Annotated in this window: 10 protein-coding genes; 6 read left to right on the top strand and 4 right to left on the bottom strand. The window is 50.4% G+C overall.

All coding sequences use genetic code 11. The features are described from left to right. Positions 1 to 177 precede the first annotated feature (177 nt). Positions 178 to 1641 carry a beta-barrel assembly-enhancing protease gene (gene bepA, locus ACJHX3_RS09235; RefSeq protein ID WP_000489665.1) on the top strand — a complete coding sequence of 488 codons (1464 nt, stop codon included), beginning with the start codon at positions 178 to 180 and terminating at the stop codon, positions 1639 to 1641. A 20-nt stretch (positions 1642 to 1661) separates the two neighbouring features. Then, positions 1662 to 2021 (top strand): arsenate reductase (glutaredoxin), encoded by a 360-nt coding sequence (gene arsC / locus ACJHX3_RS09230; protein WP_000166449.1) that lies wholly within the window; start codon positions 1662 to 1664, stop codon positions 2019 to 2021. A 105-nt stretch (positions 2022 to 2126) separates the two neighbouring features. Here arsC and ACJHX3_RS09225 read toward each other — a convergent pair whose 3' ends face one another. The 3 genes from ACJHX3_RS09225 to upp form a co-directional block, all read right to left on the bottom strand. Further along, positions 2127 to 2828 carry a DnaA inactivator Hda gene (locus ACJHX3_RS09225; RefSeq protein WP_001307333.1) on the bottom strand — a complete coding sequence of 234 codons (702 nt, stop codon included), beginning with the start codon at positions 2826 to 2828 and terminating at the stop codon, positions 2127 to 2129. A gap of 94 nt (positions 2829 to 2922) precedes the next feature. Continuing rightward, positions 2923 to 4212 carry a uracil permease gene (uraA, locus tag ACJHX3_RS09220; protein ID WP_000198328.1) on the bottom strand — a complete coding sequence of 430 codons (1290 nt, stop codon included), beginning with the start codon at positions 4210 to 4212 and terminating at the stop codon, positions 2923 to 2925. 85 nt (positions 4213 to 4297) lie between these two features. Further along, positions 4298 to 4924, bottom strand: a complete 627-nt coding sequence (gene upp / locus ACJHX3_RS09215; RefSeq protein ID WP_001295473.1) for a uracil phosphoribosyltransferase — start codon at positions 4922 to 4924, stop codon at positions 4298 to 4300. A 324-nt stretch (positions 4925 to 5248) separates the two neighbouring features. Between upp and purM the strand changes: the two genes are divergently transcribed. The 4 genes from purM (at position 5249) to ppx (ending at position 10708) form a co-directional block, all read left to right on the top strand. Continuing rightward, positions 5249 to 6286 (top strand): phosphoribosylformylglycinamidine cyclo-ligase, encoded by a 1038-nt coding sequence (gene purM / locus ACJHX3_RS09210; protein WP_001295474.1) that lies wholly within the window; start codon positions 5249 to 5251, stop codon positions 6284 to 6286. Further along, a complete protein-coding gene (gene purN, locus ACJHX3_RS09205) occupies positions 6286 to 6924 on the top strand; it encodes a phosphoribosylglycinamide formyltransferase (RefSeq protein WP_094308051.1) in 639 nt (212 codons plus the stop codon). Before purM ends, purN begins: the two co-directional genes overlap by 1 nt. A gap of 171 nt (positions 6925 to 7095) precedes the next feature. Continuing rightward, positions 7096 to 9162 carry a polyphosphate kinase 1 gene (ppk1, locus tag ACJHX3_RS09200; RefSeq protein ID WP_000529576.1) on the top strand — a complete coding sequence of 689 codons (2067 nt, stop codon included), beginning with the start codon at positions 7096 to 7098 and terminating at the stop codon, positions 9160 to 9162. A 4-nt stretch (positions 9163 to 9166) separates the two neighbouring features. Next, positions 9167 to 10708, top strand: a complete 1542-nt coding sequence (ppx, locus tag ACJHX3_RS09195) for an exopolyphosphatase (protein WP_001121363.1) — start codon at positions 9167 to 9169, stop codon at positions 10706 to 10708. Between the two features lie 38 nt (positions 10709 to 10746). Here ppx and pdeF read toward each other — a convergent pair whose 3' ends face one another. Further along, complete coding sequence (gene pdeF / locus ACJHX3_RS09190; protein WP_094321837.1) at positions 10747 to 12990, bottom strand: cyclic-guanylate-specific phosphodiesterase PdeF; 2244 nt, start codon at positions 12988 to 12990, stop codon at positions 10747 to 10749. Between the last annotated feature and the right edge of the window lie 138 nt (positions 12991 to 13128).

The raw sequence follows: 13128 nt of genomic DNA, 5'->3' as shown, positions 1-13128 counted from the left end.
ATCCGCAATTGTATCGAAATGTCACAAAAAAGACTTCGCTTTTTATGACGGATTCAGGAAACTGAAAAGTCATTTGAGTGGGCTAATCTTCGCCGTTACACTCAAAGGCGGCGCGGTGGGAACGATATTTCACAGTATCGGTCAAATGACTATCTCCAGAAATACAGGATAGAGGTTATGTTCAGGCAGTTGAAAAAAAACCTGGTTGCAACCCTCATTGCTGCTATGACCATTGGTCAGGTAGCCCCGGCGTTTGCCGACAGCGCAGACACCTTACCGGATATGGGAACCTCCGCAGGAAGCACGCTTTCCATTGGTCAGGAAATGCAGATGGGCGACTATTATGTCCGCCAGCTACGCGGCAGCGCGCCGTTAATTAATGACCCGCTGTTAACGCAATATATTAATTCGCTGGGGATGCGTCTGGTTTCGCATGCCAATTCGGTTAAGACACCGTTTCATTTCTTTCTGATCAACAACGACGAAATTAACGCCTTTGCTTTCTTTGGCGGCAACGTGGTGCTGCACTCTGCCCTGTTCCGTTATTCCGATAACGAAAGCCAACTGGCTTCAGTTATGGCGCACGAAATCTCCCACGTCACCCAACGTCACCTGGCGCGAGCGATGGAAGATCAACAGCGCAGCGCGCCGCTGACCTGGGTCGGCGCGTTAGGTTCTATTTTACTGGCGATGGCCAGTCCGCAGGCGGGGATGGCGGCGCTGACCGGTACACTGGCGGGAACGCGCCAGGGGATGATCAGTTTCACCCAGCAAAATGAACAGGAAGCGGATCGCATTGGTATTCAGGTGCTGCAACGCTCAGGATTCGATCCGCAGGCGATGCCGACCTTCCTCGAAAAATTGCTCGATCAGGCGCGTTACTCCTCGCGTCCGCCGGAAATTTTATTGACTCACCCATTGCCGGAAAGTCGTCTGGCAGATGCCCGCAACCGTGCTAATCAGATGCGCCCGATGGTGGTGCAGTCGTCGGAAGATTTCTATCTGGCGAAAGCGCGCACACTGGGGATGTATAATTCCGGACGTAACCAGCTCACCAGTGATTTGCTGGATGAATGGGCGAAAGGAAACGTTCGTCAGCAACGAGCGGCGCAATATGGTCGTGCTTTACAGGCGATGGAAGCCAATAAATACGACGAAGCGCGTAAAACGCTGCAACCGTTACTGGCGGCAGAACCTGGCAACGCATGGTATCTCGATCTGGCTACCGATATCGATCTTGGGCAAAACAAAGCCAATGACGCTATCAATCGCCTGAAAAATGCCCGCGATTTGCGCACCAATCCAGTGTTGCAGCTCAACCTGGCGAACGCTTATCTGCAAGGCGGTCAACCACAAGAAGCGGCCAATATTCTGAATCGCTACACTTTTAACAATAAAGATGACAGCAACGGCTGGGATTTACTGGCACAGGCGGAAGCCGCGCTAAATAACCGCGATCAGGAACTGGCTGCGCGAGCAGAAGGTTATGCGCTCGCCGGGCGACTCGATCAGGCCATTTCCTTGTTGAGTAGCGCCAGTTCTCAGGTGAAATTAGGCAGCCTGCAACAAGCGCGTTACGATGCGCGCATCGACCAGTTGCGCCAGCTGCAGGAACGCTTTAAGCCTTATACCAAGATGTAATTCGCATTAAAGGAAGAACAATGACCAAACAGGTAAAAATCTACCATAACCCACGCTGTTCAAAGAGCCGGGAAACGCTAAACCTGCTGAAAGAAAACGGCGTGGAGCCAGAAGTGGTGCTCTACCTTGAGACACCCGCCGATGCGGCAACGCTGCGTGATTTGCTGAAAATGCTGGGGATGAATAGCGCTCGTGAATTGATGCGCCAGAAAGAGGATCTTTATAAAGAACTGAACCTGGCTGACAGTTCGCTTAGCGAAGAGGCGCTGATTCAGGCAATGGTGGATAATCCGAAGCTAATGGAGCGCCCGATTGTGGTCGCGAATGGCAAAGCGCGAATTGGTCGTCCACCGGAGCAGGTGCTGGAAATCGTGGGTTAAGAAGTGCTCCATCGCTAGTTGAAGCACATTGCCGGATGCGACGCTTGCCGCGTCTTATCCGGCCGACGAATACTATGGGTGCGCATCCGACAATAAACGTCTTGTCTACAGTTTCAGAATCTCTTTCACAAACGGAATGGTCAGCTTACGTTGCGCGGTAATCGACGCACGATCCAACTGATCCAGCGTCATAAATAACGTGCGCATTTCTCTGTCGAGCCGCTTCAGCAAGAAACGCCCCACATCTTCCGGCAGTTCAAAACCACGCAAACGCGCGCGTAACTGTAGCGCCTGCAACTTATCTTCATCAGAAAGTGGCTGCAATTTGTAGATCTGCCCCCAGTCGAGACGCGACGCGAGATCCGGTAATCCAAGATTCAACTGCCGCGGTGGACGATCGCCGGTGATTAACAACCGTGTTTTGCCCGATTCCAGAATTCGATTGTAGAGATCGAAAATCGCCATCTCCCACAACTCATCGCCTGCAATACACTCAATGTTGTCGATACAGACCAGCGACAAATGCTCCATACCGTCGAGCACTTCCGGAACAAACCAGGTGCGTTTATCCAGCGGGACATAGCCCACCGCATCGCCACGCTGCGACAATTCCGCGCAAGCCGCGTGCAGCAGATGGCTGCGCCCCGCGCCTTCGCGTGCCCAGAGATAGATGTAACCGCTATGTTCCTGACGCAGCACGTTTTGCAGCGCGGCCAGTAAAGAGGAGTTATCCCCCGGCCAGAAACTTGCAAAGGTTTCGTCGTCAGGAAGATAAAGTGGCAAAGAGAGCTGTGCCGGTGTGTTCAGAGATACCTCAACCAGGATTTCACAAAATCGCGAGAAGTTTACCACAGAATCCCATGATGTTTGAACCGGGCAGCAACACTGCCCGGTCGGTACATTATTTGTCTGTTATATCCGCGTCTTCTGCGTCCAGCACCACTTCTTCAGGGCGCAGCACACTAATCAGTTTGAAGATCAAACTTAAGCCGATACCGACGATGGTCGCCAGCGCCATACCTTTCAGCTCCGCCGCGCCGATGTTTACCTTCGCGCCACTGACACCGATGATCAAAATCACGGAAGTCAGGATCAGGTTCTGTGCTTTGTTGTAATCCACTTTCGATTCGATCAAAACACGAATACCGGAAGCCCCGATGACACCATAAAGCAGCAGCGAAACGCCGCCCATCACCGGCAATGGGATCATCTGGATAGCAGCAGCCAGTTTACCGACGCAGGAAAGCAGGATAGCGAAAATCGCTGCCCCGCCGATAACCCAGGTACTGTAAACACGGGTGATCGCCATCACGCCAATGTTTTCCCCGTAGGTGGTATTTGGCGTGGAACCAAAGAAGCCGGAGATCACGGTCGACAAGCCGTTAGCAAACATCGAACGGTGCAGACCTGGATCGCGCAGCAGATCTTTTTTGACGATATTAGCCGTTACCACCAGGTGCCCTACGTGTTCGGCAATAACCACTAACGCCGCTGGCAGAATAGTCAGAATGGCAAACCACTCGAAGCGCGGCGTATAGAGAGTTGGCAGCGCAAACCAGTGAGCATTAATAATCGGCGTGGTATCGACAATTCCCATTGCGAAAGAGAGCGCGTAGCCCACCAGCACGCCAATTAAAATCGGGATAATTGCCAGGAAACCACGAAACAGCACGGAACCTAAAACCGTAACCGCCAGCGTGGTAATGGAGATGATGATGGTTTTGGAGTCTGGAGTTTGCCCTTCAGCCGGGAGTAAACCTGCCATACCGGCAGCTACGCCCGCCAGCTCCAGACCGATGACGGCAACGATTGCGCCCATTGCCGCAGGTGGAAACAGCACGTCCAGCCAGCCGGTCCCCGCTTTCTTCACGATAAAAGAAACCAGGCAGAACAGCACGCCGCACATAATAAAGCCGCCCAGCGCGACTTCATACCCCAACGGCAACAGTAACAATACCGGTGAAATAAAGGCAAAGCTGGAACCAAGATAAGCCGGAATTTTCCCTTTACAGATGAAGAGATACAGCAGTGTTCCTATACCGTTAAATAACAGTACAGTCGCCGGGTTAATATGAAATAAGACGGGCACCAGGACGGTTGCACCAAACATGGCGAACAAATGTTGCAAACTAAGCGGGATTGTCTGTAAAAGTGGCGGTCTTTCACTCACCCCGATAGCACGGCGCGTCATAGTATTATCCTCTGTATTATGTGTTATAGGCGCTTTACTCAAAAAAAAGCCGACTCTTAAAGTCGGCTTTAATTATTTTTATTCTTTATTTCGTACCAAAGATTTTGTCACCGGCATCGCCGAGGCCCGGAATAATGTATCCGTGCTCGTTCAGTCCCTGGTCAATCGATGCAGTATACAGTTCGACGTCCGGGTGCGCTTTTTCCAGCGCTGCGATACCTTCTGGCGCAGCTACCAGCACCAGAACTTTGATGCTGCTGCAGCCCGCTTTTTTCAGCAGGTCGATGGTCGCGATAACGGAACCACCGGTTGCCAGCATTGGGTCAACGATCAGCGCCATACGCTCATCGATGTTAGAAACCAGTTTCTGGAAGTACGGTACCGGCTCCAGCGTTTCTTCATTACGGTACATACCGACGACGCTGATGCGCGCGCTCGGAACGTTTTCCAGCACACCGTCCATCATCCCCAGACCCGCACGCAGAATTGGCACAACGGTAATTTTCTTACCTTTGATCTGGTCGATTTCTACCGGGCCGTTCCAGCCTTCGATAGTTACTTTTTCCGTTTCTAGGTCGGCGGTCGCTTCGTAAGTCAGCAGGCTACCCACTTCGGAAGCGAGTTCGCGAAAGCGCTTGGTGCTGATATCTTGCTCACGCATCAGTCCCAGCTTGTGTTTGACGAGTGGGTGTTTGACTTCCACGATCTTCATACTCTTTCTCCTTTGAGGGGCAGCCACAAAAAAAATCGACGGATTATACCTCCTTTCTTCAAGGCGGCAATATTATTTTCGTTGACTTTAGTCAAAATGATAACGGTTTGAGATAAAGTTATTTTATATTCAAATGGTTATGAAAGAAGATTATTCCATACGAAAACGATCCTTTGCCCTGGTACAAGTATTCTTTTGCCGCGCGCCTGGGGAAAAGACGTACAAAAAGGTTGTGTAAAGCAGTCTCGCAAACGTTTGCTTTCCCTGTTAGAATTGCGCCGAATTTTATTTTTCTACCGCAAGTAACGCGTGGGGACCCAAGCAGTGACCGATAAAACCTCTCTTAGCTACAAAGATGCCGGTGTTGATATTGACGCGGGTAATGCTCTGGTTGGAAGAATCAAAGGCGTAGTGAAGAAAACGCGTCGTCCGGAAGTGATGGGCGGTCTGGGCGGCTTCGGTGCGCTGTGTGCATTGCCGCAAAAATATCGTGAACCCGTGCTGGTTTCCGGCACTGACGGCGTAGGTACCAAGCTGCGTCTGGCAATGGACTTAAAACGTCACGACACCATTGGTATTGATCTGGTCGCCATGTGCGTTAATGACCTGGTGGTGCAAGGTGCGGAACCGCTGTTTTTCCTCGACTATTACGCAACCGGAAAACTGGATGTTGATACCGCTTCAGCGGTGATCAGCGGCATTGCGGAAGGTTGTCTGCAATCGGGCTGTTCACTGGTGGGTGGCGAAACGGCAGAAATGCCGGGGATGTATCACGGTGAAGATTACGATGTCGCTGGTTTCTGCGTTGGCGTGGTAGAAAAATCAGAAATCATCGACGGCTCTAAAGTCAGCGATGGCGATGTGCTGATTGCACTCGGCTCCAGCGGTCCGCACTCGAACGGCTATTCGCTGGTGCGCAAAATTCTTGAAGTCAGCGGTTGTGATCCGCAAACCACCGAACTTGATGGTAAGCCATTAGCCGATCATCTGCTGGCACCGACCCGCATTTACGTGAAGTCCGTGCTGGAGTTGATTGAAAAGGTCGATGTGCATGCTATTGCGCACCTGACCGGCGGCGGCTTCTGGGAAAACATTCCGCGCGTATTGCCAGATAATACCCAGGCAGTGATTGATGAATCATCCTGGCAGTGGCCGGAAGTGTTCAACTGGCTGCAAACGGCAGGTAACGTTGAGCGCCATGAAATGTATCGCACCTTCAACTGCGGCGTCGGGATGATTATTGCCCTGCCTGCTCCGGAAGTAGACAAAGCCCTCGCCCTGCTCAATGCCAACGGTGAAAACGCGTGGAAAATCGGTATCATCAAAGCCTCTGATTCCGAACAACGCGTGGTTATCGAATAATGAATATTGTGGTGCTTATTTCCGGCAACGGAAGTAATTTGCAGGCAATTATTGACGCCTGCAAAACCAATAAAATTAAAGGCACCGTACGGGCAGTTTTCAGCAATAAGGCCGACGCGTTCGGCCTTGAACGCGCCCGCCAGGCGGGTATTGCAACGCATACGCTCATCGCCAGCGCGTTTGACAGTCGTGAAGCCTATGACCGGGAGTTGATTCATGAAATCGACATGTACGCACCCGATGTGGTCGTGCTGGCTGGTTTTATGCGCATTCTCAGCCCGGCGATTGTCTCCCACTATGCCGGGCGTTTGCTGAACATTCACCCTTCTCTGCTGCCGAAATATCCCGGATTACACACCCATCGTCAGGCGCTGGAAAATGGCGATGAAGAGCACGGTACATCGGTGCATTTCGTCACCGATGAACTGGACGGTGGCCCGGTTATTTTACAGGCGAAAGTCCCGGTATTTGCTGGTGATACGGAAGATGACATCACCGCCCGCGTGCAAACCCAGGAACACGCTATTTATCCACTGGTGATTAGCTGGTTTTCCGATGGTCGTCTGAAAATGCACGAAAACGCCGCGTGGCTGGATGGTCAACGTCTGCCGCCGCAGGGCTACGCTGCCGACGAGTAATGCCCCCGTAGTTAAAGCGCCAGCTCTGCCGCTGGCGTTTTTCAATTCACCTGTAAATCGCAAGCTCCAGCAGTTTTTTTCCCCCTTTTCTGGCATAGTTGGACATCTGCCAATATTGCTCGCCATAATATCCAGGCAGTGTCCCGTGAATAAAACGGAGTAAAAGTGGTAATGGGTCAGGAAAAGCTATACATCGAAAAAGAGCTCAGTTGGTTATCGTTCAATGAACGCGTGCTTCAGGAAGCGGCGGACAAATCTAACCCGCTGATTGAAAGGATGCGTTTCCTGGGGATCTATTCCAATAACCTTGATGAGTTCTATAAAGTCCGCTTCGCTGAACTGAAGCGACGCATCATTATTAGCGAAGAACAAGGCTCCAACTCTCATTCCCGCCATTTACTGGGCAAAATTCAGTCCCGGGTGCTGAAAGCCGATCAGGAATTCGACGGCCTCTACAACGAGTTGTTGCTGGAGATGGCGCGCAACCAGATCTTCCTGATTAATGAACGCCAGCTCTCCGTCAATCAACAAAACTGGCTGCGTCATTATTTTAAGCAGTATCTGCGTCAGCACATTACGCCGATTTTAATCAATCCTGACACTGACTTAGTGCAGTTCCTGAAAGATGATTACACCTATCTGGCGGTGGAAATTATCCGTGGCGATACCATCCGTTACGCGCTGCTGGAGATCCCATCAGATAAAGTGCCGCGCTTTGTGAATTTACCGCCAGAAGCGCCGCGTCGACGCAAGCCGATGATTCTTCTGGATAACATTCTGCGTTACTGCCTTGATGATATTTTCAAAGGCTTCTTTGATTATGACGCGCTGAATGCCTATTCAATGAAGATGACCCGCGATGCCGAATACGATTTAGTGCATGAGATGGAAGCCAGTCTGATGGAGTTGATGTCTTCCAGTCTCAAGCAGCGTTTAACTGCTGAGCCGGTGCGTTTTGTTTATCAGCGCGATATGCCCAATGCGCTGGTTGAAGTGTTACGCGAAAAACTGACTATTTCCCGCTACGACTCCATCGTCCCCGGCGGTCGTTATCATAATTTTAAAGACTTTATTAATTTCCCCAATGTCGGCAAAGCCAATCTGGTGAACAAACCACTGCCGCGTTTACGCCACATTTGGTTTGATAAAGCCCAGTTCCGCAATGGTTTTGATGCCATTCGCGAACGCGATGTGTTGCTCTATTATCCTTATCATACCTTTGAGCATGTGCTGGAACTGCTGCGTCAGGCTTCGTTCGACCCGAGCGTACTGGCGATTAAAATTAACATTTACCGCGTGGCGAAAGATTCACGCATCATCGACTCGATGATCCACGCCGCACACAACGGTAAGAAAGTCACCGTGGTGGTTGAGTTACAGGCGCGTTTTGACGAAGAAGCCAACATTCACTGGGCGAAGCGCCTGACCGAAGCAGGCGTGCACGTTATCTTCTCTGCGCCGGGGCTAAAAATTCACGCCAAACTGTTCCTGATTTCACGTAAAGAAAACGGTGAAGTGGTGCGTTACGCACACATCGGGACCGGAAATTTTAACGAAAAAACCGCGCGTCTTTATACTGACTATTCGTTGCTGACCGCCGATGCGCGCATCACCAACGAAGTACGGCGGGTGTTCAACTTTATTGAAAACCCATACCGTCCGGTGACATTTGATTATTTAATGGTGTCGCCGCAAAACTCCCGCCGCCTGTTGTATGAAATGGTTGACCGCGAGATCGCCAACGCGCAGCAGGGGCTGCCCAGCGGTATCACCCTGAAGCTAAATAACCTTGTCGATAAAGGCCTGGTTGATCGTCTGTATGCGGCCTCCAGCTCCGGCGTACCGGTTAATCTGCTGGTTCGCGGCATGTGTTCGCTGATCCCCAATCTGGAAGGCATTAGCGACAACATTCGTGCCATCAGTATTGTTGACCGTTACCTTGAACATGACCGGGTTTATATTTTTGAAAATGGCGGCGATAAAAAGGTCTACCTTTCTTCCGCCGACTGGATGACGCGCAATATTGATTATCGTATTGAAGTGGCGACGCCGCTGCTCGATCCGCGCCTGAAGCAGCGGGTGCTGGACATCATCGACATATTGTTCAGCGATACAGTCAAAGCACGTTATATCGATAAAGAACTCAGTAATCGCTACGTTCCCCGCGGCAATCGCCGCAAAGTACGGGCGCAGTTGGCGATTTACGACTACATCAAATCACTCGAACAACCTGAATAACCCTATGCCAATACACGATAAATCCCCTCGTCCGCAGGAGTTTGCTGCGGTCGATCTTGGTTCAAACAGTTTTCACATGGTCATAGCCCGTGTGGTAGATGGTGCCATGCAGATTATTGGCCGCCTGAAACAGCGGGTGCATCTGGCGGACGGCCTGGGGCCAGATAATATGTTGAGTGAAGAGGCAATGACGCGCGGTTTGAACTGTCTGTCGCTGTTTGCCGAACGGCTACAAGGTTTTTCTCCTGCCAGCGTCTGTATAGTCGGCACCCATACGCTGCGTCAGGCGCTGAACGCCACTGACTTTCTGAAACGCGCGGAAAAGGTCATTCCCTACCCGATTGAAATTATTTCCGGTAATGAAGAAGCCCGTCTGATTTTTATGGGCGTGGAACATACCCAACCGGAGAAAGGTCGCAAACTGGTTATTGATATTGGCGGCGGATCTACGGAACTGGTGATTGGTGAAAATTTCGAACCGATTCTCGTTGAAAGCCGCCGGATGGGTTGTGTCAGCTTTGCCCAGCTTTATTTCCCTGGCGGGGTCATCAATAAAGAGAATTTTCAGCGCGCTCGCATGGCGGCAGCACAAAAACTGGAAACTTTAACCTGGCAATTTCGAATTCAGGGCTGGAACGTGGCAATGGGCGCTTCCGGTACCATAAAAGCCGCCCATGAAGTGTTAATGGAAATGGGCGAGAAAGACGGGATAATTACCCCGGAACGTCTGGAAAAACTGGTAAAAGAAGTTTTACGGCACCGTAATTTCGCATCGCTGAGTTTACCAGGTCTTTCCGAAGAGCGGAAAACAGTCTTCGTTCCTGGACTGGCGATTTTATGCGGTGTGTTTGATGCTTTAGCCATCCGTGAACTGCGCCTTTCTGACGGGGCGTTACGCGAAGGCGTACTGTATGAAATGGAAGGACGTTTCCGTCATCAGGATGTGCGTAGTCGCACCGCCAGCAGCCTCGCCAACCAGTATCACATCGACAGTGAACAGGCCCGACGGGTGCTGGATACCACTATGCAAATGTACGAACAGTGGCGGGAACAGCAACCGAAGCTGGCGCATCCGCAACTGGAGGCGCTACTGCGATGGGCCGCCATGCTGCATGAGGTCGGGTTGAATATCAACCACAGCGGTTTGCATCGCCACTCCGCTTATATTCTGCAAAACAGCGACTTGCCGGGTTTTAATCAGGAACAGCAGTTGATGATGGCGACGCTGGTGCGCTATCACCGTAAAGCGATTAAGCTCGACGATCTGCCGCGCTTTACCTTGTTTAAGAAGAAACAGTTCCTGCCACTGATTCAGCTATTGCGCCTTGGCGTATTACTCAATAATCAACGTCAGGCAACCACCACACCGCCAACATTGACGCTGATTACCGATGACAGTCACTGGACACTGCGTTTTCCGCATGACTGGTTTAGTCAGAATGCGCTGGTACTGCTTGATCTGGAAAAGGAGCAAGAATACTGGGAAGGCGTGGCTGGCTGGCGGTTGAAAATTGAAGAAGAAAGTACCCCAGAAATCGCCGCTTAATGCTTTGCGGGCCGACGAGAAATGTCGGCCCGCATTATTCAGGCACTTTCGCGAATGGGTTCGATTTCATTCAGCGTATCAATTAACGGTTGCGGCTTACCAATAAGATAACCCTGCATATAATCGATCCCCAAAGAGAGCACCGCCTCGCGGATCTCTTCGTTTTCAACGTACTCTGCCACTACCCGCATTTTCTTCATTCGCGCCAGGTGGCAAATCGACGCCACTATCTGATAATCCAGACTATTTGACACAATATTGCGGATAAAACTGCCGTCAATTTTAAGCAGATCGGCATTCACATTTTTAAGCCGCGCATAGCTGGCGTAGCCGGTACCGAAATCATCAATCGCAATCTGGCAGCCTAATTCCTGAAGATGCTGCAAGGTGATTTGCGCCTGCTTAACATTTGTCAGAGCATTACTTTCGGTGACTTCAAAAATAAGTTGCCACGCTTCAATTTGATATTTAGCCAGCAGCTGACTGACTTCAACGGGAAAACGAGCCTGGCATACCGAGGTTGGCGACAGATTAATCGCAAAACGGTGAGCGGGCATCTTCGCTCTGTTTTCAGCCATAAATTGCAGCGTATGCTCAATGACCCACATGTCGATACTCGACGATAAACCAAATTCGTGCGCGACCGGCAAGAAGCTGTCGGGGCTGATCAGTTCATCATTCTCACCTTTCATGCGCAGAAGAATTTCATGGTAGACATCACCACGCATACCGGTAATCGGCTGGGCCATCAGGAAAAAATGGTTGTGTTCCAGCGCCTGCTGTAGCCGATTCATCATCGCGACTTTATCTTTCAATTCGCGTTGCAAATACATTGCTCCGCGACGCTGCATATTTTCCGGGGTGTTGGTCACGATGGAAAGCTCGGCGACCGTATTTAGCTCTCCCAGCAGCAGGTAGATATGATTCACTGGCGAGCGCACATAGCAGTAACTGACGCCAATCTGCGGTTGCATCGGCATTCCATCCCAAAAGAAACGAAATTGCTTGAGATGGCTATCCAGTTCGGTAATGCGCTCCTGGTGCGATTCTGTATTCAGTCGCAGCGCGAGATCGTTACCCGAAAGCTGATAAACATCCTCACCCGGTTCCAGCAAGGGTGACAGCCAGTGAGAAAGTTTTTGCTTGTATTGAATCCGCAGCATGATGCCATAGTTCTTAACCAGCATTTCCATGCCAGGGATGCGTAAATAACAAAGCGCAGACCAGGGGGCATCACGCAACGCGCGATTCAGGGCGCGAACGTTTGGCAGATGAACCACCGGGTCCACATACGCAAGCCGCTGAATGCGTCTGACTACCGCTCGCTGACGGGTTGCCAGTACAGCCATATAATTGACAATAAAAGAGAATACCAGATAACTGGAGGAGGTTATGGTCAGCTGCGTGGTATAGCCAGGATAAATGGGAATGTAATTTTGATAGCTGTGGATGCTGATCATCAACACGACCGCCCAGAGCAGCGAAATCAGCTTATAACCATAGCGCATCGCTCCCCACATCATCAGGGGCAGCAATAATGACAAGGTATAGTTGGTGCTAAAAATTGTGCTTTTTTCATTTAACGGCATGCATAACAGCAGCAGTAAAGCACCTAATGCCAGTAGCCAGAGTGCGAACTCTTTTTTGGTGACTTTGACATCAACCTGCTGTTTTAATTGCGAATAATAACTACGTAAATAAAACGGATTTCGCACTACACGAATGATGAAGTAGCACAGCGGGACACCAATCAGATTGCCCACCAGTAAGGCCTGATAATTGATTAAGGTCCCGAGGTTAAAAGGCATGACGCCGACCTGATTTTCTCTGCTCGCCAGTAATCCTACAAACGCAGCAAACTGGAAAAGTATCAGAAACAGCGTTGCAGGAAACACAATCTGCCAGAATATACGCTGGGAAATTAAACGGGTATCACCATGTGAAACGTTGTTACGCCGGGGAGTAAAGACCCTGTAACCGCCCCAACAGAGAATGATAATGATAATAAAATTAGCCGTTAATGAGAGCGTTTCGTAAAAACCCAGCTCTGCATATTTGCGGACAAAAATCCCTAAGGCGATCCCTGGCAATGCCGCCCAGCTGAAAAACATCATCATGCTGATCATCAGAGCCAGAGGCAGATAAAAGAGAAAAACCTCACCGGAAGAAATATGCGCGAAAGTATTAATGTGGGCGAAAATGGGCAAGATTAAAGAAGGCAGGAACAGCGGAAGCCCCCACCATTTATCACGTATTTTTATATAAGTTGCATTCAGTTTCATAGATGCTCAGCAGAATCCCCCACATCCTGAAGGAGGTGTATTCAGACAGGCATCCCACCTGACTTCGAATGATGATTATTCATCACTATAGAGAGCATTGATTCTAAGTGTCATATGAAAGTTCCAATTGATATATAT

The organism is Escherichia sp. WS1265 (assembly GCF_046487585.1).
In the GTDB taxonomy this organism is placed as follows: domain Bacteria; phylum Pseudomonadota; class Gammaproteobacteria; order Enterobacterales; family Enterobacteriaceae; genus Escherichia; species Escherichia coli.
Note: the sequence above shows the minus strand (reverse complement) of the source record. Positions and strands in the feature narration are given on the sequence as shown.

Coding starts and splice junctions, on each gene's coding strand:
- bepA (WP_000489665.1), top strand. CDS start 178: ATGTTCAGGCAGTTGAAAAAAAACCTGGTTGCAACCCTCATTGCTGCT.
- arsC (WP_000166449.1), top strand. CDS start 1,662: ATGACCAAACAGGTAAAAATCTACCATAACCCACGCTGTTCAAAGAGC.
- uraA (WP_000198328.1), bottom strand. CDS start 4,212: ATGACGCGCCGTGCTATCGGGGTGAGTGAAAGACCGCCACTTTTACAG.
- upp (WP_001295473.1), bottom strand. CDS start 4,924: ATGAAGATCGTGGAAGTCAAACACCCACTCGTCAAACACAAGCTGGGA.
- purN (WP_094308051.1), top strand. CDS start 6,286: ATGAATATTGTGGTGCTTATTTCCGGCAACGGAAGTAATTTGCAGGCA.
- ppk1 (WP_000529576.1), top strand. CDS start 7,096: ATGGGTCAGGAAAAGCTATACATCGAAAAAGAGCTCAGTTGGTTATCG.
- ppx (WP_001121363.1), top strand. CDS start 9,167: ATGCCAATACACGATAAATCCCCTCGTCCGCAGGAGTTTGCTGCGGTC.
- pdeF (WP_094321837.1), bottom strand. CDS start 12,990: ATGAAACTGAATGCAACTTATATAAAAATACGTGATAAATGGTGGGGG.